This window comes from Gordonia heveisoli (assembly GCF_030315745.1).
In the GTDB taxonomy this organism is placed as follows: Bacteria; Actinomycetota; Actinomycetes; order Mycobacteriales; family Mycobacteriaceae; genus Gordonia.
Genome location: NZ_JASXSH010000011.1, coordinates 85,934 through 108,323 on the forward strand (window position 1 = coordinate 85,934; position 22,390 = coordinate 108,323).

Annotated in this window: 20 protein-coding genes; 18 read left to right on the plus strand and 2 right to left on the minus strand. The window is 68.2% G+C overall.

Annotated features, from left to right (window positions below; genetic code table 11):
- Positions 1-2 precede the first annotated feature (2 nt).
- On the minus strand, positions 3-1,679 hold the full coding sequence (locus tag QSJ18_RS11615) for a phytoene desaturase family protein (protein WP_286326610.1): 1,677 nt from the start codon (positions 1,677-1,679) through the stop codon (positions 3-5).
- Entirely contained in the window at positions 1,676-2,350 is a 675-nt protein-coding gene (locus QSJ18_RS11620; RefSeq protein ID WP_286326685.1) for a GNAT family N-acetyltransferase, read from the minus strand. The genes QSJ18_RS11615 and QSJ18_RS11620 overlap by 4 nt, the downstream gene beginning before the upstream one ends.
- Positions 2,351-2,699: 349 nt before the next feature.
- On the opposite strand from QSJ18_RS11620, the gene QSJ18_RS11625 reads away from it, so the two are divergent.
- The 18 genes from QSJ18_RS11625 (at position 2,700) to QSJ18_RS11710 (ending at position 22,378) form a co-directional block, all read left to right on the plus strand.
- Positions 2,700-3,170 carry an SAV_6107 family HEPN domain-containing protein gene (locus QSJ18_RS11625; protein ID WP_286326611.1) on the plus strand — a complete coding sequence of 157 codons (471 nt, stop codon included), beginning with the start codon at positions 2,700-2,702 and terminating at the stop codon, positions 3,168-3,170.
- Positions 3,171-3,321: 151 nt separating this feature from the next.
- Positions 3,322-3,723, plus strand: coding sequence for a DUF3040 domain-containing protein (locus QSJ18_RS11630; RefSeq protein ID WP_286326612.1), 402 nt, complete (start codon positions 3,322-3,324; stop codon positions 3,721-3,723).
- A gap of 401 nt (positions 3,724-4,124) precedes the next feature.
- On the plus strand, positions 4,125-4,565 hold the full coding sequence (gene mraZ, locus QSJ18_RS11635; RefSeq protein ID WP_286326613.1) for a division/cell wall cluster transcriptional repressor MraZ: 441 nt from the start codon (positions 4,125-4,127) through the stop codon (positions 4,563-4,565).
- Between the two features lie 190 nt (positions 4,566-4,755).
- Positions 4,756-5,736 (plus strand): 16S rRNA (cytosine(1402)-N(4))-methyltransferase RsmH, encoded by a 981-nt coding sequence (gene rsmH / locus QSJ18_RS11640; RefSeq protein WP_286326614.1) that lies wholly within the window; start codon positions 4,756-4,758, stop codon positions 5,734-5,736.
- A complete protein-coding gene (ftsL, locus tag QSJ18_RS11645) occupies positions 5,736-6,476 on the plus strand; it encodes a cell division protein FtsL (RefSeq protein WP_286326615.1) in 741 nt (246 codons plus the stop codon). The genes rsmH and ftsL overlap by 1 nt, the downstream gene beginning before the upstream one ends.
- A gap of 138 nt (positions 6,477-6,614) precedes the next feature.
- A complete protein-coding gene (locus QSJ18_RS11650) occupies positions 6,615-8,447 on the plus strand; it encodes a peptidoglycan D,D-transpeptidase FtsI family protein (RefSeq protein ID WP_286326686.1) in 1,833 nt (610 codons plus the stop codon).
- 162 nt (positions 8,448-8,609) lie between these two features.
- Complete coding sequence (locus QSJ18_RS11655; RefSeq protein WP_286326616.1) at positions 8,610-10,247, plus strand: UDP-N-acetylmuramoyl-L-alanyl-D-glutamate--2,6-diaminopimelate ligase; 1,638 nt, start codon at positions 8,610-8,612, stop codon at positions 10,245-10,247.
- Positions 10,244-10,768, plus strand: coding sequence for a UDP-N-acetylmuramoyl-tripeptide--D-alanyl-D-alanine ligase (locus tag QSJ18_RS11660; RefSeq protein WP_286326617.1), 525 nt, complete (start codon positions 10,244-10,246; stop codon positions 10,766-10,768). The genes QSJ18_RS11655 and QSJ18_RS11660 overlap by 4 nt, the downstream gene beginning before the upstream one ends.
- An 81-nt stretch (positions 10,769-10,849) precedes the next feature.
- Positions 10,850-11,944 (plus strand): phospho-N-acetylmuramoyl-pentapeptide-transferase, encoded by a 1,095-nt coding sequence (gene mraY, locus QSJ18_RS11665; RefSeq protein ID WP_286326618.1) that lies wholly within the window; start codon positions 10,850-10,852, stop codon positions 11,942-11,944.
- Positions 11,937-13,463: a UDP-N-acetylmuramoyl-L-alanine--D-glutamate ligase gene (gene murD / locus QSJ18_RS11670; RefSeq protein WP_286326619.1), complete on the plus strand. Its 1,527-nt coding sequence runs from the start codon at positions 11,937-11,939 to the stop codon at positions 13,461-13,463. The genes mraY and murD overlap by 8 nt, the downstream gene beginning before the upstream one ends.
- Positions 13,460-15,247, plus strand: a complete 1,788-nt coding sequence (ftsW, locus tag QSJ18_RS11675; protein WP_286326620.1) for a putative lipid II flippase FtsW — start codon at positions 13,460-13,462, stop codon at positions 15,245-15,247. The genes murD and ftsW overlap by 4 nt, the downstream gene beginning before the upstream one ends.
- An 88-nt stretch (positions 15,248-15,335) precedes the next feature.
- On the plus strand, positions 15,336-16,514 hold the full coding sequence (gene murG / locus QSJ18_RS11680) for an undecaprenyldiphospho-muramoylpentapeptide beta-N-acetylglucosaminyltransferase (RefSeq protein WP_286326621.1): 1,179 nt from the start codon (positions 15,336-15,338) through the stop codon (positions 16,512-16,514).
- A complete protein-coding gene (murC, locus tag QSJ18_RS11685; RefSeq protein ID WP_286326622.1) occupies positions 16,511-18,013 on the plus strand; it encodes a UDP-N-acetylmuramate--L-alanine ligase in 1,503 nt (500 codons plus the stop codon). The genes murG and murC overlap by 4 nt, the downstream gene beginning before the upstream one ends.
- Positions 18,010-18,723 carry a cell division protein FtsQ/DivIB gene (locus QSJ18_RS11690; RefSeq protein ID WP_286326623.1) on the plus strand — a complete coding sequence of 238 codons (714 nt, stop codon included), beginning with the start codon at positions 18,010-18,012 and terminating at the stop codon, positions 18,721-18,723. Before murC ends, QSJ18_RS11690 begins: the two co-directional genes overlap by 4 nt.
- Before the next feature lie 178 nt (positions 18,724-18,901).
- Positions 18,902-20,071, plus strand: coding sequence for a cell division protein FtsZ (gene ftsZ / locus QSJ18_RS11695; RefSeq protein WP_286326624.1), 1,170 nt, complete (start codon positions 18,902-18,904; stop codon positions 20,069-20,071).
- Between the two features lie 8 nt (positions 20,072-20,079).
- The gene (gene pgeF, locus QSJ18_RS11700) at positions 20,080-20,787 is read left to right on the plus strand and encodes a peptidoglycan editing factor PgeF (protein WP_286326625.1); all 708 of its coding nucleotides are present in this window, start codon (positions 20,080-20,082) and stop codon (positions 20,785-20,787) included.
- Complete coding sequence (locus QSJ18_RS11705) at positions 20,784-21,521, plus strand: YggS family pyridoxal phosphate-dependent enzyme (RefSeq protein ID WP_286326626.1); 738 nt, start codon at positions 20,784-20,786, stop codon at positions 21,519-21,521. Before pgeF ends, QSJ18_RS11705 begins: the two co-directional genes overlap by 4 nt.
- Positions 21,522-21,640: 119 nt before the next feature.
- Entirely contained in the window at positions 21,641-22,378 is a 738-nt protein-coding gene (locus tag QSJ18_RS11710; RefSeq protein WP_286326627.1) for a cell division protein SepF, read from the plus strand.
- Positions 22,379-22,390: the final 12 nt, after the last annotated feature.

Consider the following 22,390-nt stretch of genomic DNA (forward strand, 5'->3'; position numbering starts at 1 on the left):
GGTCATCGCAGACCGCGGCCCCCGCGCGTGCGGAACCGGCGCAGATGCCCGCCGCCGCCCAGGACCGCGTGCGCGGCGATCCGGCCACTGGCACCGGTGACGCCACCGCCGGGATGGGTGGACGCCCCGGCCAGCAGTACGCCGTCGGCGCCGGGCACCCGGTGGGTGGCGAGGTCGGGATGCGGTCGCCACATGAACATCTGGTCGATGGACATCTCGACGTGCATGATGTTGCCGCCGATCAGCCCGAGCTCGGATTCCAGATCCGCCGGCGTCTGGATGTGGCGGTGCACGATGGAGTCACCGAATCCCGGTGCGAACCGGTCGATCTCCGCGCAGACGGCGTCGGCGGCGCGTTCGGCGACGGTACTCCAGTCCTGCCCGCCGGCGAGGTGCCGGGGATGCCACTGCGCCCACGCGTTGATCACATGCCGATCCGGCGGCGCCAGGGTGTCGTCGATGGCCGAGAAGCTCATCGCGACACAGGCGGGTCGGGGCGGCAGTTCGCCGACCGCGGCCGCGGCCTGCGCGCGGACCAGCTGCGCTCGATCGGTCACCAGCAGTCCGAGTCCGGAGTGGACGCCGTGTGCGGGCAGCCCGGCGGGCAGGTCCCGGTAGTCGGGGAGGCCGGTGGTGCCCAGCCGGACCGCCATCCCGATGCCGGTGCCGACCACCACCTCGGCGCGCCACCGGGCGATGGTCGCGGCGTCGAATCCGCCCGCGGCCAGCAGATCGAGCGTGACCAAGATGTGAGCCGCGCTGATCACCGTTGTCGCGCAGGCTGATTCGCCGTCACCGTCGCTGTCGCCGTCGCCGTTGCTGTCGCCGCCGAAGCCGACCCGCCAGTGGTCGCCGCATCGGGAGATCGTGTGCGCGGCGCTGCGGCAGCGCACCTCACCGCCGTCGGCGGCCAGGCGGTGGATCAGGGCCTCGGTGAGCGCCCCGCTGCCGCCGACCGCGCGGCCGGGTGGGATGTCGTGCATGAGTGCGGCGAAACCGATCATCGGCGCGGTGCCCGGCGCACTCATCGGCGGCCCGGACTGGGCGCCGAACCACGCCAGACCGGCCTTGAGGTGTTCGGCATCGAACCAGCGGTCGAGCAGGGCGTCGCCGGATGCCATCAGTTCCTGGGTCAACGACAGCAGCTGACCGCTGCGACGGCCGAGCGGGCCGCGGCGCGCGGTGGTGGCGGTGTCGCCCAGGCCGAGGAAGGCCGAACCGAACCGGGCCGGGGTCGCCGGTCGATAGAAGGACGACATCACCGCGCGTGCACGCGGTGCCCAGGTGCCGACGAATCGCCGGTAGGCGTCGGCGTCGCGGCGACCACAGGATCGTTCGATGGATGCGCAGGTCGCGTCGAGGTCGGTGCGGAAGACGATGGCCGGTGCGGAGTCGGTGGCCGGGACGAACGCCCATGGGTCGCAGTCGAGATATCGCAGTCCGTGAGCGGACAGCTCGAGTTCGTCGGGGATCGGGGAGTGGCGGATCATCAGGTGCGCCGACGATCCGCGGTCCACCCGGTATCCGGGGAAGCGTTCGACGGTGGAGACGGCGCCGCCGGGGATGTCGTCGCGTTCGACGACGAGTACGTCGCGTCCGGCCTGCGCGAGGTAGGCCGCGGCGACGAGGCCGTTGTGGCCTGCGCCGACGATGATCGCGTCCCGCCTCGGGTGGGTCATCGGGGCGATGTCCCGGAGGCGGCGCCGGTGGGGGCCTCCCCGGCCAGCGGGAGCCGCCGTCCCAGGAAGGCGAACGGTCGGGGATCTCCGGTGAAGGTGAAGTTGCGGAGCACGTCGCCGAAGCCCATCCGGCGATAGAGAGCCCAGGCGCGGTTGCCCTCGTCGGGGATCTCCGGCGTGGAGAGCAGCACCTGTTGTTCGGTGCGGCCGGCGAGCAGGCGGTTGAGCAGCAACTGGCCGACGCCCCGTCCCTGCGCGCTCGGATGCACATGCAGTTCGGTGAGTTCGAAATAGTTCCGGGTGACCGCGTCGATGTAATCGGCGGGGCGTCCGGTGTGGCGCAGCCCGAGCCGCAGCTGCTGATTCCACCACTGATCTCCGGCTCCGGTGTAGCCGTAGGCGATGCCGATCAGCACCTCGTTGTCGGCGCGGGTGATCGGGGGGCCGAGCCTGCGGCGCGCGGCGGGGGAGTTCCACGCATCCTGCGGCGGGATCTCGGCGACCGCACCTACCGCCCGCCAGCCGGGTCGGGCGATGTGTTCGCGCCACAGCGACGCGCGGTGCACCTCGGTGCCCTGGGGGTAGTTCATCGCCGTCACATAGATGTCCAGCGCGGGTTCCAGCCACACGTGGGCATCTTGCCCGGTGAGGTTGACCAGCCGGATCGTCACGCTCACGTCCTCTCTGTCGGCAGGTGGAACGGATCACCGTGATCGGGACCATCACATACGCCTTGAAGGTCGGCGCTGCGCTAGCTATATTGAACGTGTCGAACGGGTGTTCGATGAATGTGCCTCCGCAAGCTGTTCGCCATTCACCCGACGACGCGGCGGTCCGGCGGTGAGCGAGGGAAGCGCGCGCCGCCGGATCGGCCGGCAACGGTCGTCGCCCCAAGTGGTCGAGGCAGCCGATTATCGAGGCCGTCGGGGATTGTCGGACCGTTGCGGTACAACTCGCATGACGAAGGCCGGGCGGGCTCACCTGCGAAGACGTCCCGGCGGCTATGGGAGGAGCGCTGATATGGGCAGTCATTCGGGAAGTCGCCGTGTCGGGCGCGCGACCGCTGATCCGATGATGATCGGCCGGGCGCGAGATCTGCTCGATCGTGCGTATCTGATCTTCGACAATGCCGACGCCGTGCCTGACGACGCGGAGCGGTTCCGTCAGTACTATCTGGCCGCGCTGCGCGGTGCCGGGGCGGCGCTGGCTGTTCATGAAGCCCCGACGCGGGCCCGGCGCGGCTCCACCAACGCGTGGACGCGCATTGCGATGGTTGTGCCGGCGCTGGCCGACGACGCCGACCGCTTCGCCGCGTTGTCCGCCATGCGGATGCGGATCGAGTCGGGGATTGTGCGCACGGTCGAGCCGGCCCGGGCGGACGCCCTGCGTGTCGCAGTTGCCGGATTTCTGCATCGCACCGAGGAATTGGTCATCGCTTACGAGCAGGGCAGGCTGTCCGGGATGGCCGATCCGATGGGCTACACGGCGTGACATCTGTCGCGGCATGATGAAGAACGGCAGGTAATGGTGGTCGCCGATGGCTTCACCTCGTATCATGGAACCAGGTAGCGCGCAGTTGTTGGCGCATGAGCGGGTCGAGGTCGTTGTCGACGTCGATGGGACTGTTGGAGAAGGAGGGTCGGTGCCACTTTCGGAGCACGAGCAGCGCATGCTCGAACAGATCGAAAATGCTCTGTACGCGGAAGACCCGAAGTTCGCGTCGAGTGTCAAGAGACGACGTCTCGGACATTCCAGTGGACGTCGGCGTCTGCAGGCTGTCGCGGTCTTCGTCGTCGGGCTCGTCTTGCTGGTCGGTGGTCTCATCATCGACGTCACCATCGGTGGCTTCCCGATCGTCAGCTTGATCGGTTTCATCATCATGTTCGGCGCCGGACTCCTCGCCCTCTGGGGTGGTGGATCCTCGGCGTCCGGACCGACCGGCGACCGCACTCGACGGGGCGGATCGAAGGCGTCGGGCGGGCCGAAGCGCAAGCTGTCCGAGCGAATGGAAGAGCGTTTCAACCGCCGTTTCGAACAGGAGTGACCACACTCCACCCCAGGCTGTAATCGGAGCCGCGCATCTGAGGATGCGCGGCTCCCTTGTTTTCCCCACGGCTTTGTTTCCCCACGGTGCCCCACCGCATTCCCCACGGTGCCCCACTGGCTGTGTCTCTGGCTCCCCACTTTGCCCCACATGGCGATATTCGCTGGTCCCTGCTGTCTCTTTGGTGCTCATCATTCACACCGTTATCGGCGTAGGCGACCGCTGACACGCGGGTCTCGCAGATTTCCCCCACCACTTCTTATGGTCACGACCTGGTCTTTTGTGCTCACGTGGGGGATTGGAGGGGGTGTGGGGGTGGAAAGTGGTGGAAAGTGGGGTACTGTGGCAGCACTGGGTGAGGCACACCGGAACGTCACTCCCAGTGGGCAGGAGGTGTCGACATGTCCGTGCGATTTGTCGGCACCTACACGCCCAAGATGGACGACAAGGGGCGACTGACGTTGCCCGCGAAGTTTCGCGACGCATTGGCAGGAGGGGTGATGGTCACGAAGGGCCAGGACCACAGCCTGTCGGTGTATCGGGCTGAAGAGTTCGACGTGATCGCGGAGAAGATCGTCGAGGCATCGCGTAACGATCCCGAGGCGCGCGCCTTCCAGCGCTACTTCTTCGCCAGCACCGACGAGCAACGACCCGACGGGCAGGGCCGGATCTCCCTGTCCGCCGATCATCGGGCCTACGCGGGACTGACCAAGGAATGTGTGGTGTTCGGCAGTTTCGACCACCTGGAGATCTGGGACGCGGCCACCTGGCACGAGTACCAGAACCAACACGAGGAGAACTTCTCGGCCGCCAACTCGGCCGCGCTGAGCGCGGTCCTGTAGTCGAGAAGGACGCGGACAGATGAACAGGGCTTCGGGTGGTCCGAGGCCCCGGTCCGGTCCGACCCTGGCGTACTTCCCCAACGCCAGGTGCGTGACCGGAGCGGGACCCCGCTCCACCCGGATTCATTGCAGGACCGCCGCGGTCTGCTCGTCGAGCTGCCGCGGCCTGTCGAGGTCGAGGGATACATCCGTGGACGCAGAGAATGACGACGCACAGTCATACGGGCACATTCCCGTCATGGCATCGCGGATGATCGATCTGCTCGCGCCGGCACTCGACGCAGACGGGCCGCGCATCTTCGTCGACGCCACTCTCGGTGCGGGCGGGCATACCGAGCTTGTCGCCCGACGGTTCCCCAACGTGCGGCTCATCGGCATCGATCGTGACGATTCCGCGCTGGCCATCGCGCAGGCACGGCTGGCCGAGTTCGGTGACCGGATCTCCTTTCACCAAGCCACATTTGACGAGATCTCCGAGGTTCTCGACGCCGCCGGATCGCCGGCGATCGACGCCGCGCTCTTCGATCTCGGCGTCTCGTCGATGCAACTCGATCGGGCCGAACGTGGCTTCGCCTACGCCGTCGACGCGCCGCTGGACATGCGGATGAATCCCGACGACGACCTCACCGCCGCGGATATCCTCAACACCTATTCGCACGGTGAGCTCGCCCGCGTATTGTCCGAGTACGGAGAGGAACGTTTCGCCGGGCGTATCGCGTCGGCCGTTCTGCGGGAGCGTGAGAAGGAGCCGTTCACCACCAGCGCACGACTCGTCGAACTGCTCTACGACGCCATTCCGGCCGCCACCCGGCGGACCGGCGGGCATCCGGCCAAGCGCACCTTCCAGGCCCTGCGGATCGAGGTCAACCACGAACTCGAGGCGATCGAGACCGCGGTGCCCGCGGCCACCGACGCGCTGCGGGTCGGCGGCCGGGTCGCGGTGATGAGCTACCAGTCGCTGGAGGACAAGATCATCAAGCGTGAGTTCGCAACACGCACCACGTCCACCTCGCCGCCGGGACTACCGGTCGAATTGCCGGGTACCGCACCGGAATTCCGGCTGATCACCCGTGGTGCCGAACGGCCGGACGAAGCCGAACTCGAGCGCAATCCGCGCTCGGCGCCGGTCCGGGTCCGGGTAATCGAACGTGTCGAGAGGAGGGATGCGTGATGACCATCCTGAACGACGAACCGCAGGTGCGCACCGCGCCGGAACGGGCACGCCGAACCGACCGTCGCGGTCGGGTCGACAGTGAGCGCGCCACCCGGTCGCGCGCGGCGCAGCGGGCGCTCGATCGACGCAACCGGCGGGTGGCCGACGGTGGGTCGGCGCGAACGGTGCGCACCTCCAAACCGTCCACAATCGTTGCTGGACCCCGGGTTTCGCTGGTCGAGCGGCTGCGCGGGGTGCCTTTCGTGGTGCCCGTCATCGCGCTGCTCGTGCTGGGTCTGGGACTCAGTCTCTGGCTGTCGACGAAGTCGACCCAGGACTCCTATCAGCTCAGCGCCGAACGCCGCACGAATCAGGCGCTCGATGATCACCTCGATTCGCTGCGGCGTGCCTACGAGTCGGCCAATTCGGCTCCCGAATTGGCGCGTAAGGCAGCGGATCTGGGGATGGTGCCGGCACCGAATGCGGCACGGATGATCGTCGATCCCAACCGCAAGCCGCGCATCGCGGGCAAACCGACCCCGGTGGCCGGACGTCCGATGGACGACCTCAACCGGCCGAAGGCGCCGAAGCCCGCGGAGACCGTCGACCCACGTGCGGTGGAGGATTCGATCGGCCTCGGTGGGGTGGGAACACCCACGCCGGCACCGAACGGCGGTGCCGCAACACCTTCGGCGGTGCCGACGGCTCCGACCGCTCAGCCGACGCCCGCGCCGGTCGTGCCGGATGCGCCGCGCTGACCTCCGGCCGGGATTGCGGTTGGCGAATCTCATCACATCCGTCGCAACCCGCCGACGTGAAATTCCGGGCAATCGCAGTGAATCGGTGAACAATTGACAACCATGAAACGTGCGAGCAAGGGGCGGACGCGCTCGCCGATGAGTGGATCTCGGATCGCCCCGGCGGGTGGACCGCAAGCCTTCCTGTTCCGCGCCCGTGCGGCCGGTGTGCTGGTCGCGGTCGTGGTGGCGGTGGTGGCCGTCCGCATGATCGTCGTGCACACCATCGACGCCTCATCTATCGCGGCCGAGGCGGCCGAGCAGCGTCAGGTCACTCAGATCCTCACTGCCAAGCGAGGTTCCATCCTCGACCGGAACGGCCGTCCACTGGCGTACACCGACGAGGCGCGGGCGCTGACCTTCTTGCCGCGTGCGGTCCGCAAGTCGATCGACGCCGAACATCGCGATCATCCAGAGCTGCCCGATGCCAACACCCGACTGCGTGAGATCGCCAAGGGTGTATCGCAGGCGCTCGGTGGATCCATCAGCGAAGCCGACATCCTCGCCAAGGTCTCCGGCAACGACACTTTCGTCTACCTAGCCCGCTCGGTGAGTCCCGAAGTTGCCAACCGGATCATCGGTGAGTACCCCGAGGTCGGCGCCGACGTTCAGAGTATCCGTCTCTATCCGGGTGGGTCGCTGGCGGCGAATATCATCGGCGACGTCAACTATGACGGCAACGGCCTCATCGGCCTGGAAGCCTCCCTCGACTCGATTCTGGCCGGTACCAACGGATCCAAGACCTATGACCAGGGCTCGGACGGAGCGGTCATCCCGGGTAGTACACGTAACGTCCACCCGGCGATCAACGGCGCGACGGTCCGACTGACCATCGACTCCGACGTTCAATGGTTCGTGCAGAGTCAGGTGGCCAAGGCGAAGGCGGCCTCGGGTGCGCGCTCGGCGTCGGCGGTGGTGCTCGACGCGAAGACCGGCGAGGTGCTCGCCATGGCCAACGACGGAACATTCGACGCGTCGATGCCGCTGTCCGAACAGGGACACGCCGAACTCGGCAATCCTTCGGTCACTTCACCTTTCGAACCCGGATCGGTGAACAAGGTGATCACCGCGGCGGCGGCCATCGAATACGGGCTCACGACCCCGCAGGCTGTTCATCGGGTTCCGGGCAGCATCCAGATGGCCGGCGTAACGGTCCGTGATGCCTGGGCACACGGCGTCGAGCCGTATACCACCGCGGGAATCTTCGGCAAATCCTCCAACGTCGGCACCCTGATGCTTGCGAAGAAACTGGGGGAGAAGCGTTTTGCGGATATGGTCAACCGATTTGGTCTCGGCCTCCGAACCGGGGTCGGGCTGCCCGCCGAGAGTGCCGGGGAAGTGCCCGCACTCAGTCAGTGGTCGGGCGGCTCCTTCGCGAACCTGCCTATCGGGCAGGGCCTTTCGATGACATTGCTACAGATGACCGCGATGTACCAGGCGATGGCCAACGACGGTCTGCGTGTTCCGCCGCGAATCATGCTCAGCGAACAGACCGACGGGCACGGTCCCGATGTGCTGCGACGGCCGGATCCGGTCCGGGTGGTCAGCCCGGAGACCGCGCGCACGGTCCGCGACATGTTCCGTGCGGTCATGCAGGACGACCCGATGGGATATCAGATGGGCACCGGCGTCAAGGGGGCGGTGCCCGGCTACCAGGTGTCGGGTAAGACCGGTACCGCCCAGCAGGTGGATCCGTCCTGCGGCTGCTACTCCAATTCGAGCTACAACATCACCTTTGCCGGGATCGCGCCCGCCGACCAGCCTCGGTTCGTCGTCGGCATCATGCTCGACAATCCGCGCCGAAGCTCGGACGGCACCGGCGGCCAGTCGGCGGCCCCGCTGTTCTCGACCATCGCGTCGTGGATGCTGCAGCGCGACCGGGTTCCGCTGTCGGCCCGGCCGACGCCGCGGATGATTCTCACCGCCGACTGACCGATGTCGGTGGCGAACGCATGCGGACCGCGGGAATCCGACCGGAGTCCGGCCGGTATCGTGAGTTCGTTCTGGACTGAACGAACGACGCCGGGCGGATGTCGGTCCACCCGGAACCGATTATGAAGTCGTGCAAGGCGCAGATGAGGAGGCGTGGCCAGGATGTCGTCTGACCGTCGTCGCCGGGGCCCGCTGCGCCCCCGGACCGTGACACCGATCCCGGTCGGGGTGCTCTCGGCCTCCACCGGCGCCCGGCTCGACCTCATCGGCACCGCCGACACCGACACCGTGGTGACCGGGGTGACACTGCGCGCCCAGGACGTGCGTCCGGGCGATCTGTTCGCGGCGCTGCCCGGCGGCAGCACCCACGGCGCCCGGTTCGCCGATCAGGCCGTCGCCGCGGGTGCGGTCGCGGTGCTCACCGATCCGGCCGGACGTGCCGAACTGGCCGCGGTCCTCCCGCCGGAGTCCTCGCTGGTCGTTCTGGTACATCCGCAGCCCCGTACCGTGCTCGGCGCGCTCAGTGCGCGCATCTACGGGAATCCGTCTCAGCGGCTCAAACTCATCGGCATCACCGGAACCTCCGGCAAGACGACGACCGCCTACATGGTCGAGGCGGCTCTGCTCGCTGCCGGCCTGTCGGTCGGACTGATCGGCACGGTCGAGACCCGCGTCGACGGCGTCGCCCAGCCAAGCTCGCTGACCACTCCCGAGGCACCGACCCTGCAGGCGATGCTCGCGGCGATGGTGGAGCAGGGGGTCGATGCGGTCGTGATGGAGGTGTCGAGCCACGCGCTGTCCCTGGGCCGGGTCGACGGCGCACATTTCGCGATCGGCGCCTTCACCAACCTGTCGCAGGATCATCTGGACTTCCACCACACGATGTCGGCCTACTTCGACGCCAAGGCACAGCTGTTCCACCCGGCGTCGCCGACGCATGCGGTGCGCTCGGTGATCTGCGTGGACGATGACTGGGGGCGACGGATGGTCGAGGTGGCCCGGACCAAGGTCGCGGGCGGGGGCACACAGACGCCCCCGGTGACCGTTTCCACCGGTGAGGTGCGTGCGACCTGGCAGATCGAATCCGTGGCGGTGGCACCGGACGGAAGTTCGCAGGCCGTCGTTGCGGGTCCGGACGGTGCTGCCGAACTCGTGGTACCACTGCCCGGCCGATACAACGTCGCCAATGCGTTGCTGGCCGTCGCGACCGCGACCTGCGCCGGTGTCGACACGGCCACCGCGGTCGGGGCGATCGCATCGGTGACCGTGCCCGGCCGCCTACAGCGCATCGACCGTGGACAAGACTTTCTGGCACTTGTGGACTACGCGCACAAGCCGGGGGCGGTGCAGGCGGTTCTGGGTACCTTGCGCAGGCAGGCGCAGGCCGCCGGGGCCGGCGGGCGGGTGGCGATCGTCATCGGCGCCGGTGGCGACCGGGATATGGCGAAGCGTCCGCTGATGGGGGCCGCCGCCGCCCGGGGAGCCGAACTGGTCATCGTGACCGACGACAATCCGCGGTCGGAGGAACCGGGCGCCATCCGCGCCGAGGTGAGCGCCGGGGCGCGGGCGGTGGCGACGTCGGATCGTCCGGCCGGAGCGCAACCGGTCCAGGAGATCGGGGACCGCGCTGCGGCGATCACCGCCGCGATCGCCTGGGCGCGGACCGGCGACACGGTGCTGATCGCGGGTAAGGGACATGAGACCGGTCAGGAGATCGACGGAGTGAAACATCCATTCGACGACCGGGAGGTCACCGCGGCGGCTCTGGACGCGCGGCAGACGAACGGCGCCGACGCATGAGCGCGACGGTGACGGTGATCCGCGCGGCGGTGCCGTCGTCGGTCGACGAGGTCCGCACCTTGCTACGTGAGCTGGCGCAGGCCGGGGCCACGGCACGCGCCGAAGCTACCGCGGCACGCGCCGAAGCTACCGACCGCACGATCCGGACCTGGGCGTTCATCGGCGACCTGACCGTCGAGGACGGGCTGAGTGAGAACGAGCGCGTCGTCGAACACGATCGCATCGGCCGACAGGCGGTCCGGCTGGCCGTCGACAAGACGCTGTGCATCGGGGACTCACGAGCCGTGCATGCGCTGCACCAGGGTGCGGTGATGGAGGGCTCCTGGGGTGAGGAGGCCGCGATCGTGGCTTCGGCGGAGGCGGCCGGCCGACTGCTGTGCGACGATGCGAGCTGGCGACCCGGTGACGGCGACGTGGTGCTGGTGGCGGCGAACTCGGCGTCGGTGGCGGGCCTGCTCGACACGGTCGCCGGTGACCTCGCATACACACTGAACGACCATCGCGGCAATGCTGCCCGGTGAGGTCCGGGGAAGTCGCGGACACACGGTTGACGGACAAGGGGATGAGCAGGTGACGGTAGCAGTGCGGACAGGGACGGTGCGATGACCCAGATCCTCATCGCGGGTGCGATCGCGATCGCCGTCTCGATCCTGCTCACCCCGGTGCTCATCAAGGTGTTCACCCGGCAGGGCTTCGGCCAGGAGATCCGGGTCGAAGGACCGCAGAGCCACCAGACCAAACGGGGCACCCCGTCGATGGGTGGTGTCGCGATCATCGCCGCACTGTGGCTGGGCTACTTCGGATCCCACCTCGTCGGTCTGATCACCGGTGACGGAAACGGACCGACGGCGTCGGGTCTGCTGGTGCTCGGGCTGGCCACCGTCCTCGGCGGTGTCGGCTTCCTCGACGACATCATCAAGATCCGCAAACACCGCAACCTGGGACTGAACAAGACCGCCAAGTCGATCGGGCAGTTCGGCGCCGCGATCATCTTCGGCGTGCTGGTACTGCAGTTCCACAACGATTACGGCTATGCGCCGGCCAGCACCAACCTGTCCTACGTCCGCGACATCAACGCCATTTCGATGGGATCGGTCGTCTTCGTCATCTTCTGCTGGCTGGTCGTCGCAGCCTGGTCGAATGCGGTGAACTTCACCGACGGACTCGACGGTCTGGCCGCGGGCTCGATGGCGATGGTGCTCGGTTCCTATGTGCTTGTGACCTTCTTCCAGTTCGTCAACGCCTGCCAGGGCGGCGCCAAGCCGACCCGGGAGATCTCCACCGCCTGCTACCCGGTACGCGACCCGCTCGACCTCGCGATCATCGCGGTGGCCGGTGGCGGCGCGTGCCTCGGGTTCCTCTGGTGGAATGCCGCACCGGCGAAGATCTTCATGGGTGACACCGGATCGCTGGCCCTCGGCGGCATGCTCGCCGGCCTGTCGATCTGCACCCGCACCGAACTGCTCGCCGTCATCATCGGTGCGCTTTTCGTCGCCGAGATCGTGTCGGTGGTCATCCAGATCGCGTTCTTCCGCACCACCGGCCGTCGCGTGTTCCGGATGGCCCCGTTCCACCACCACTTCGAGCTGGGGGGCTGGGCGGAAACCACGGTGATCATCAGATTCTGGCTACTGACGGCGATCGCCTGCGCCCTCGGCCTGTCGCTGTTCTACGGCGAGTTCCTCGCCAATGGCTGATCCGACCGGACCGGCGCTGGACCTGGCCGACCGGCCCGTGCTGGTGGCCGGTGCAGGCACCGCGGGTATATCGGCGGCCGGATTCTTGGCCGAGGTGGGTGCCCAGGTCGGTATCGCCGACCAACGGTTCGCCGATCCCGCGGCCGCCGCCGAGGCGGGTGCCGCGGGTCTGACCCCGGTCGCCATCCGCACCCTGCTCGACGACCCCGCCTGGACCGAGCGATACTCCCTGGTCGTCGTGTCGCCGGGATTCGCCCCCGACAACGAGCTGGTCGTCGCCGCGCTCGCCGCCGGGTTGCCGGTGTGGGGTGAGGTCGAGCTCGCCTGGCACGTCGATCGCAGCGGTTTGCTCGGCGCGCCGCGCACCTGGCTGGTGGTCACCGGAACCAACGGCAAGACCACGACGACATCGATGCTCGCCGACATCGTCGCCGCGTCCGGCCGGTCCGGAGCCGCATGCGGCAACATCGGACTGCCGGTGCTCGACGCGATGCGGATGCAGCCGCGGGTCGAGGTGTTGTGCGCGGAGCTGTCGTCGTTCCAGTTGCACTGGGCGCCGTCGGTGCGCCCGGACGCCGGAGTGGTCCTCAATGTCGCCGACGATCATCTCGACTGGCATGGGTCGTTCGCGGCCTACGCCGCAGCCAAGGCGGGCGCGCTGACCGGGACGGTCGGTGTGGTCGGACTCGACGACGAGGTGGCGTCGGGGCTGGCGGTGACCGGACGACGTGTCGGGTTCACCCTCGACGAGCCTGCCGACGGTGAACTCGGCGTGGTGGACGGCATGCTGACCGATCGGGCCTTCGGCGCCGGGATGCTGCTGCCCGCCGATGCGATTCAGCCTGCCGGACCATCCGGCCGAATGGATGCGCTCGCCGCGGCCGCCCTGGCACTCGCGGTCGGGGTGCCGCGCGAGGCGGTCGCGGCGGCACTGTCGGACTTCCGGCCCGCAGGTCATCGCGGTGAGGTCGTCCTCGTCCACGACGGCATCGCCTTCGTCGACGATTCGAAGGCCACGAACCCTCATGCCGCGCAGGCGGCGGTGGCGGCGCATGAACGGGTGGTGCTCATCGCGGGGGGACTGCTCAAGGGTGCGCCGGTCGACGGTCTGATCACTGCCGTCCGGGATCGGCTGGCCGGGGTGGTGGCGATTGGCCGTGATCGCGACATCATCCTCGAAGCGATCGCGCGACACGCCCCAGAAGTCCCAGCCGTCACAGTATTCACAGGGGACGATGGGCGGGTGAACGTGAACCGCGCCGGATCGGCCCCCCATGCCAGTGCCGCACCACGCAGCGCCGCACCCGGGACGACCCGGGACGAGGTTGCCGCCGTCGCGGTGATGGACCGCGCCGTCGATGTGGCGTGGGAACTGGCGCAGACCGCCGACCGGAGACCCGACGCGGTGCTGCTGGCGCCGGCCGCCGCCTCCCTGGACATGTTCGCCGGATACGGACGCCGCGGAGACGCGTTCGCCGCGGCGTCGCGCCGCGTGGCCGACGCCGGGGCGGACCGATGACCACGCGTACCCACACCGGCCACGACGCCGCACCGGAGACCGCGGCCGCACCGGATGCGGCCACCGAATCCGACACCGAAGCCGGCGCAGATCGCCAGGAATCGGCCCAGCGCTCGGCGACCCGGCAACCGTCGCTGCCCGCGGTCGCCCTCGAAGGCGTGCGCAACCTGCTGTCGCGACCGCTGGCGTCATATCACCTCATCTTGACGATGGCCTTCCTGCTCACCGTCTTCGGTCTGGTGATGGTTCTGTCGGCGTCGTCGGTGGAGGGATATTCGAAGGACGGCTCGGCCTACGGCCTGTTCACCACGCAGCTGATCTTCGCCTTCCTCGGGTTCGTCATCTTCTATCTGACGTTGCGGGTGTCCGTCCGCATGCTGCGCCGGGTCGCCGCGCCGCTGATGGTGGTCACCACGATCTTGCTGGCACTCGTGCTCGTGCCGGGTATCGGCACCCTGAGCCAGGGCGCCCGCCGCTGGTTCGTGATCTATGGACTGTCCGTACAGCCCTCGGAGCTGGTCAAACTCGCACTCTGTGTGTGGGGCGCACACCTGCTGGCGTCTCGTCGGCAGGAGAACGCCTCGCTGCGTGAGCTGCTCATTCCGCTGGTGCCGGTCGGTCTGCTGATCTGTCTGCTCATCATCCTCGAACCCAATCTGAGTACGACGATCACCATCGCGATCATCATCGGTTCGCTGCTGTGGTTCGCCGGGCTGCCCATCAAGGTATTCCTGAGTTTTGCGGTGGCCGCGATCGGCGTCGCGGTGATCCTCGCGCTCGCCGCGGGTTACCGTTCGCAGCGCGTGATGAGCTTCCTGAACAACATCGACGACCCGCAGGGCGCCGGCTATCAGGAACGGCAGGCCACCTATGCGCTCGCCAACGGCGGCGTCTTCGGCGTCGGCCTCGGCCAGAGCCGCGCGAAGTGGAACTACCTGCCGAATGCCCACAACGACTTCATCTTCGCGATCATCGGTGAGGAACTCGGCCTGATCGGCGGCCTGCTCGTCGTCTTCCTGTTCATCGTGCTCGCCTATGCGGGCTTCCGGATTGCGAGCCGTTCGACCGATCCGTTCCTGCGGCTGCTCGCCTCGACGATCACCGTCATCATCACCGCGCAGGCCTTCATCAACATCGGGTACGTGATCGGGCTGTTGCCGGTGACCGGAATCCAGTTGCCGTTGCTGTCCGCCGGTGGCACATCGGCGCTGACCGTGCTCGCGATGCTGGGCCTACTGGCCAACGCGGCGCGTCATGAACCGGAGGCGGTGGCGGCTCTCACCACCGGTCAGCCATCACGGATGTCACGTCTGCTGCGGCTACCGACGCCGGTCGCCTACCGCAAGACTCGGGTCGAGTCGCTACGTGATCGTCTCGATCAGCGACGTCGGCGGGGAGCGCCGGTGCAACCGCGTACGGCCGTGGCGCCGACCCGTCCCGGTTCGATGGCCGGACGCCGAGACGCCTCCGCGGCGCGACGCCGAGACACGTCCGCGGCCGCCGGGCGGCGTGCGGCGGCGGGATCGACGACCCGCACCGGCGGACGAACGCAGCCCGCGCGCCAACGACGTGGCGCACCTCGACACGATTCCCGGTCGCAGTCGCGCGGCATCCGCGCGATGTGGGGCAAGGCGGAGCAGGATGCTCCGGCGCCGACCACACGCACACGCGCGTCCTATACACGCGATCGGTCTGACGCGACCGGGCAGCGGGGTGTCGGCTACCGTGGCGGTTATTCGCCGGATCGGTACCGACGATCCGACACCGGGCGGTACCGGGACTAGGACAACGCGTTGATGCGGGCCGCCGACGACGGCGAGACCTGCGGTGCGCCGGCTGGTGCGGCGTGACGATATTGGAGTGGATGTACGGGTGAGTTCTGCGGGAACAGGCAATTCGACGGCTGCCTCGGAGCGGCCGTTGTCGGTCGTGGTCGCCGGTGGTGGTACCGCCGGTCATATCGAGCCGGCGCTGGCGGTCGCGGACGCGGTCCGGCGACTGGACCCGACCGCACGGATCACCGCGCTGGGTACCACCCGCGGTCTGGAGGGCACCCTGGTGCCCGAACGCGGCTATCAGCTGGAGATGATCCCGCCGGTACCGCTGCCGCGTAAGCCCGGGCTGGAACTGGCCCGGACCCCGGCTCGGCTGATCCGGTCGGTGGCGGCCACCCGCAGGGTGCTCGCCGACGTCGAGGCCGACGTGGTGGTCGGCTTCGGCGGCTACGTCGCGCTGCCCGCGTATTTCGCCGCCCGCAGTCGGTTGCGCGGCCGCAATCGGCTGCCGATCGTCATCCACGAGGCCAACGCCTCGGCCGGGATTGCGAACAAGGTCGGGGCCCGCTTCGCCGATCGGGTGCTGGCCGCCGTCGACGGTTCGGGACTCGCAGGTGCCAAGGTGGTCGGGATCCCGGTGCGCGGTGTGCTCGCCGAACTCGACCGGTCGGCGCTGCGCGCCAAGGCGCGGCACTATTTCGGCCTCGACGAGGATGCTCCGACATTGCTCGTCTTCGGCGGATCGCAAGGCGCACAACAACTCAACGACGCGGTTGCGGGTGCGGCCGGGGCGCTGGGCGACGCGGGCATCGGCGTCCTGCACGCCTACGGTCCGAAGAATTCGATCGACCCGCAGGTGCCGGCCGGTGCGCCGCCGTACCGAGCGGTCGGCTATCTCAAGCGGATGGATCTGGCGTATGCGGCGGCCGACCTGGTGATGTGCCGCTCGGGCGCGATGACGGTGGCCGAGGTATCGGCGACCGGACTACCCGCGATCTATGTGCCGTTGCCGCACGGCAACGGCGAACAGCGTCTCAACGCACTGCCGGTCGTCGAGGCCGGCGGCGGGGTGCTCGTCGACAACGACGACGTCACGCCGGAGTGGGTGGCGCGCGAGGTCCCGGCGTTGCTCGGCGACGCCGCGCGGTTGTCGGCGATGTCGGCGGCGGCCGCGGGCACCGGACATCGGGATGCGGCGACGGCGGTGGCGACGGACGCACTCGAGCTGGCCGCCGCCTTCCGCGACGCCCAGCCGGCCCGGGGGAGTCGACGATGAGCGACGAGCCTGCCGCGGCACTGCCCGAACAGTTGCAGCGAGTTCACATGGTCGGCATCGGCGGTGCCGGGATGTCGGGTCTGGCCCGGATCCTGCTGGCCCGTGGCGGTCAGGTTTCCGGCTCGGACGCCAAGAACGGCCGCGGGATCCTGGAGTTGCGGACCCGCGGTGCACGCATCCAGATCGGCCACGATCCCTCGGCCCTCGATCAGCTACCGGGCGGCCCGTCGGTGGTGGTGACCACGCACGCCGCCATCCCGAAGACGAATCCCGAACTGGTGGCAGCGCGTTCGCGGGGAATCCCGGTGCTGTTGCGACCCAGGGTGCTCGCCGAGCTGATGGTCGGGCATCGCACGCTGTTGATCGCGGGCACACACGGCAAGACGTCGACGACGTCGATGGCGGTGGTCGCCCTGCAGTCCGCCGGGCACGATCCGTCCTTCGCGATCGGCGGGGAACTCAACGAGTCGGGCACGAACGCCCACCACGGTAACGACGGCGTCTTCGTCGCGGAGGCCGATGAGAGTGACGGCTCGCTGCTCGAATACAGCCCGGATGTGGTGGTGGTCACCAACATCGACGTCGACCATCTCGACTTCTTCGGTTCGCTGGACGCCTACGTGGCCGTCTTCGACGATTTCGCCGACCGGATCCAGCCGGGCGGCACGCTGGTGATCTGCCTCGACGATCCGGGTGCGGCGGCACTCGGCGGCCGGGTTGCGCAGCGGCTGGCCGCCCGCGGGGTCGCGGTGCTCGGCTACGGCGAGGGGGCCTACGCCGCGAGCGCTCCCGGTGTACCCAATGCGGCACGCCTGATCTCCTGGGAGCCCCGCGGTGTCGGCGCGGTGGCCTCGGTCGTCTTCGATCTTCCCGGTGCCGACGGCGCTGTCGAACGGACGATCTCCGTCACCCTGCCCGGAAAACATATGGCCCTCAACGGCATCGGTGCGACCCTTGGTGGTGTCGCGGTCGGCGGCGAGCTGTCGTCGGTCGCCGACGGTATCGGATCCTTCGGCGGTGTCCACCGCCGTTTCGAATTCCGCGGCAGCGCGAACGGGATCGACGTCGTCGACGACTACGCCCATCATCCGACCGAGGTGGCCGCCGTGCTGGTGGCCGCCCGCGAGATGATCTCGGCCCGTGCGTCGTCGGTGGGGCGGCAGGGGCGGGTGGTCGCGGTCTTCCAGCCGCACTTGTATTCGCGCACCGTCGATTTCGCCGACGATTTCGCCGCGGCACTCGATCTTGCGGACACTGCGGTGGTCGCCGACGTCTACGGCGCCCGGGAAGAGCCGGTGCCCGGGGTGAGTGGTCGCCTGATCATCGACCGGATGACGGTTCCAGCGGTCTTCGCACCGGATCTGTCTCGGTTGGCCGGGCAGGTAGCCGAACTCGTGCGGCCGGGTGATGTGGTGCTGACGCTCGGGGCAGGCGACATCACCATGCAGGGGCCGGAGATCTTGACCGCCATCGAGTCCGGCGGCGGCGCCGCATCATGAGGCGCCCGCACCTGCCCGACCGGCTGTCGGGGCGCGGCCGGTGGCTCGGTGGCGCGGTGCTCCTCGTCGCGGTCGTCGTCGGACTCGGGCTGATCGCCTACCTGACGCCGTTGATGTCGGTGCGCTCCACCGAGGTCGACGGTGTGCATACGATCGCCGAAGACGAGGTTCTCCGGGTCGCCGACGTTGCGTCGGGGACCCCGTTGCTGCAGGTGGACACGAGTGCGGTCGCGCAGCGGGTGGCGGCCATTCCGGCGGTGGAGACGGTGCGCGTGCAGCGCTCGTATCCCTCGACGCTGGTCATCACCGTCGTCGAACGTGTCCCGCTGGTCATCCGGCACGACGGGGACAACGTGCTTGTACTCGACCGTGGTGGGGTGACGTATATGCACTTCGACCGGCGCGGGGGAGTGCCGCCGGAGATTCTGAAGCTGCCCGCCTTCGAGACGCCAGATCCGGGTCCGGCCGACCCGTCGACACTGGCCGCGCTCAAGGTGGTCGGTGAGTTGCCCGAACCATTGGCGCAGCAACTGGAGAAGATCTCCGCGAACTCTCCGGTGGACATCACTCTCACCCTCAAGGGGAACCGGACAGTGGTGTGGGGTGGTAGTGACCGCACCGCGGACAAGGCGCGTACGCTGACAGCGCTGCTGACGCGTAAAGCCAAGAACTACAACGTGTCCAGTCCGGAGTTCCCCGCATACCGTTAGCCGCCGGTGGCACACCGGACGACCAATTCGGACCCAACTTCACGACACGCCGAGGATGAACCTGGCTCCGGCGCCGCGACATGCTTACCGTCTTGGGCATCACGGAATTACTTGACATAACTCTAAATCTATGGTTCAGGTTTAGGGTTTCGGTCACCGAAACGAGGAAGGCGAGCGCATGACGCCACCGCACAACTACCTGGCCGTCATCAAAGTCGTCGGCATCGGCGGCGGCGGCGTCAACGCCGTCAACCGGATGATCGAACAGGGACTCAAGGGTGTTGAGTTCATCGCGATCAACACCGACGCCCAGGCTCTGCTGATGAGCGACGCCGACGTCAAGCTCGACGTCGGTCGCGACTCGACTCGCGGGCTCGGCGCGGGCGCCGATCCCGAGGTGGGCCGTCGGGCGGCCGAAGACGCGCGCGACGAGATCGAGGAACTGCTCAAGGGCGCCGACATGGTGTTCGTGACCGCGGGTGAGGGCGGCGGCACCGGCACCGGTGGTGCGCCCGTCGTGGCCTCGATCGCCCGCAAGCTGGGCGCGCTGACCGTCGGCGTGGTGACGCGACCGTTCGCCTTCGAGGGCAAGCGTCGCGGCAATCAGGCCGAGAACGGCATCACCGCGCTGCGCGAGTCCTGCGACACGCTGATCGTCATCCCGAACGACCGACTGCTGCAGCTCGGTGACGCCCAGGTCAGCCTGATGGATGCCTTCCGCAGTGCCGACGAGGTGCTCCTCAACGGTGTGCAGGGCATCACCGACCTGATCACCACCCCGGGTCTGATCAATGTCGACTTCGCCGACGTCAAGGGCGTCATGAGCGATGCGGGCAGCGCCCTGATGGGTATCGGTTCGGCGCGCGGTGAGGATCGTGCGAAGAAGGCGGCCGAATCGGCGATCAACTCGCCACTGCTGGAGGCCTCGATGGAGGGCGCGCGCGGCGTGCTCATCTCGATAGCCGGCGGCAGCGACCTCGGCCTGTTCGAGATTCACAACGCGGCCACCCAGGTACAGGAAGCGGCCCACGAGGACGCCAACATCATCTTCGGCACGGTGATCGACGACAATCTCGGTGACGAGGTGCGCGTCACGGTGATCGCGGCCGGGTTCGACGGCGGCTCCCCGCGTAAGCGGGAGACCCCGGTCGTCGCCGGCAACACGGCGGTGAGCCAGGGGCAGGCCGGTGCGGTGTCGAGTACCCGCCGCAACGACCCGCTGTTCGGGGATATGCCGAAGACCGGTGGCGACCCGTTCGAGTCGGCGGGTGAGCCGGAGAAGCCGCGACGCAACACCGTGCGCCTCGACGACGACGACGTCGACGTGCCGTCGTTCATGAAGCGCTGAGGCTCGACATGCGGGTGCGCCGCGTGGTCACCACGCGCGCCGGTGGTTGTTCGGTGGCTCCGTACGACTCCTTCAATCTCGGCGATCATGTCGGTGACGACCCGAAATCGGTGGTCGCCAACCGAACTCGGCTTGCCGAGCAGATCGGTGTCGAGCCGTCGTCGCTGGTGTGGATGGAACAGATCCACAGTCGGACGGTGACGGTGGTCGACGGTCCACTCGACGAGCCGGTGCCTGCCACCGATGCGTTGGTCACCACCACGCCGGGGCTGGCGCTGGCGGTACTCTCGGCCGATTGTGTGCCGGTGCTGCTCAGTGATGACGAGGCCGGGGTGATCGCGGGCGTCCACGCGGGGCGTATCGGCTCGCGGGTCGGCATCGTCCCGGCGACGTTGCGAGTCATGGTCGAACTCGGGGCGAAGGTCGAGCGGATCGGCGCTCTGCTCGGTCCTGCTGCCAGCGGCGCGCGGTACGAGGTGCCGTCGCAGATGCAGGCCGATGTCGAACGGCATCTGCCGGGCAGTGCCTGTCGTACCGAAAAGGGAACGGCCGGACTGGATCTGCGTGCGGGACTGGCCCGTCAGCTGACCGCGGCCGGGGTGGCCGCGGTCGAGATCGATCCACGCTGCACCATCGCGGATCGGGCATTGTTCAGTCATCGCCGCGGCGCACCGACCGGGCGCCTCGCCTCGGTCATCTGGATGGACCCGGCATGACCTCCCCGGCCGATGATGCGCGTACCGCAGAGTTGGCCGAGCGGCTCGGTGCGGTCCGCGCCAGGCTCGCCGCGGCGGTGGCTGCGGCCGGCCGGCCGGCCGCAGCAGTCGAACTTCTCGTCGTCACCAAATACTTTCCGGCGCAGGATGTCCGGCGATTGATCGCCCTCGGTGAGCGCGCCTTCGGTGAATCGCGCGAACCTGAGGCGAGTCGCAAGGTGGCCGAGATCCGTGCCGAGGTGACCGGCGTGGCCTTCGACATGATCGGCTCGGTGCAGACGAAGAAGGCGAAGGTCGTTGCGCGCTGGGCACGTTCGGTCCATTCGGTGGACCGCGACAAACTCGTCGTCGCTCTCGAAGCGGCCGCGGCGGCGGCGCTCGATGCCGGTGACCGTGCCGACCCGCTCGGTGTCTACCTCCAGGTGAGCCTCGACGGTGATCCGGCCCGCGGCGGTGTCGTCGCCGCAGATCTGTCCGCGCTGGCCGATCTCGTCGTCGAGGCTCCCGCTCTGGAACTGCGCGGTCTGATGGCGATCGCGCCGCTCGATGGTCCGCGAGAGCGATGGATGGCCGAACTCGCCGATGTCCACGAACGCTTCCAGGAGACGTATCCGCAGGCGGTGGGCCTGTCGGCGGGAATGTCGGGGGATATGGAACCGGCTGTTCACTATGGCTCAACTTGTGTGCGTGTCGGAACCGCGATCCTGGGGGATAGGCCGCTACTCTCTCAGTAATCACATTGGTAACACCAGAACCAATTAGAACAACTAGACCAACCACAACACATGCACCACCGATGCACACAAGACCAGGCCCGGCTGCGTAGCGGCGCCGAACAACAGGGAGGCCGAAGATGACCACGATGCAGAAGTTCAAGGCATATTTCGGCATGGTTCCGCCGAGCGAGTACGAGGATGACTACCTCGACGAGTCGGTGCCGCCGATGCGCGGTGTCAGCCGTGATCGCCACTACCGCGACGAGTACTACGGCGACACGTCCTATGAGCCGGAGTACGCCGAACCGTCGCTGCGCGAGGTTGGCTACCGTGACGAACTCGCTTACGAGGAACGGCGTTTCGGCGCCTATGAGGGTGGTTACGAGAAGGCCTACGAGCCGTCGATGGAGTACGCCTACGCCGGTGCGCGTGCGGTCGGCGACTCGATGGATCGTGTCCGGCCGGCGATGGCCGAGCCGCGTGCGGCCCGACTGGAGCCGCTGCAGCGTACGTCGAGCGCGTCGCTGCGCACCGCCGCCGGCGTCCGTGGCACCGAGGAGCGTGCCGAACTCGAGCGCGTCTTCGCCGGCAGCTCGCTACACAAGATCACCACTCTGCGGCCCTCCGACTACAGCGAGGCCCGCACCATCGGTGAGCGCTTCCGTGACGGAAACCCGGTCATCATGGATCTGGTCGACATGACCAACGACGACGCCAAGCGTCTGGTGGATTTCGCCGCCGGGCTGGCCTTCGCCCTGCGCGGCTCCTTCGACAAGGTGGCGACCAAGGTGTTCCTGTTGTCGCCGGCCGACGTCGACGTGTCGCCGGAGGATCGTCGCAAGATCGCCGAGACCGGTTTCTACAACCACAACTGAGCGCGGCGATTC

Coding starts and splice junctions, on each gene's coding strand:
- murC (WP_286326622.1), top strand. CDS start 16,511: ATGAGCGACGAGCCTGCCGCGGCACTGCCCGAACAGTTGCAGCGAGTT.
- ftsL (WP_286326615.1), top strand. CDS start 5,736: ATGACCATCCTGAACGACGAACCGCAGGTGCGCACCGCGCCGGAACGG.
- pgeF (WP_286326625.1), top strand. CDS start 20,080: ATGCGGGTGCGCCGCGTGGTCACCACGCGCGCCGGTGGTTGTTCGGTG.
- QSJ18_RS11660 (WP_286326617.1), top strand. CDS start 10,244: ATGAGCGCGACGGTGACGGTGATCCGCGCGGCGGTGCCGTCGTCGGTC.
- QSJ18_RS11650 (WP_286326686.1), top strand. CDS start 6,615: ATGAGTGGATCTCGGATCGCCCCGGCGGGTGGACCGCAAGCCTTCCTG.
- QSJ18_RS11655 (WP_286326616.1), top strand. CDS start 8,610: ATGTCGTCTGACCGTCGTCGCCGGGGCCCGCTGCGCCCCCGGACCGTG.
- QSJ18_RS11625 (WP_286326611.1), top strand. CDS start 2,700: ATGGGCAGTCATTCGGGAAGTCGCCGTGTCGGGCGCGCGACCGCTGAT.
- mraY (WP_286326618.1), top strand. CDS start 10,850: ATGACCCAGATCCTCATCGCGGGTGCGATCGCGATCGCCGTCTCGATC.
- ftsZ (WP_286326624.1), top strand. CDS start 18,902: ATGACGCCACCGCACAACTACCTGGCCGTCATCAAAGTCGTCGGCATC.
- murD (WP_286326619.1), top strand. CDS start 11,937: ATGGCTGATCCGACCGGACCGGCGCTGGACCTGGCCGACCGGCCCGTG.
- QSJ18_RS11615 (WP_286326610.1), bottom strand. CDS start 1,679: ATGACCCACCCGAGGCGGGACGCGATCATCGTCGGCGCAGGCCACAAC.
- QSJ18_RS11710 (WP_286326627.1), top strand. CDS start 21,641: ATGACCACGATGCAGAAGTTCAAGGCATATTTCGGCATGGTTCCGCCG.
- ftsW (WP_286326620.1), top strand. CDS start 13,460: ATGACCACGCGTACCCACACCGGCCACGACGCCGCACCGGAGACCGCG.
- QSJ18_RS11690 (WP_286326623.1), top strand. CDS start 18,010: ATGAGGCGCCCGCACCTGCCCGACCGGCTGTCGGGGCGCGGCCGGTGG.
- QSJ18_RS11705 (WP_286326626.1), top strand. CDS start 20,784: ATGACCTCCCCGGCCGATGATGCGCGTACCGCAGAGTTGGCCGAGCGG.
- mraZ (WP_286326613.1), top strand. CDS start 4,125: ATGTCCGTGCGATTTGTCGGCACCTACACGCCCAAGATGGACGACAAG.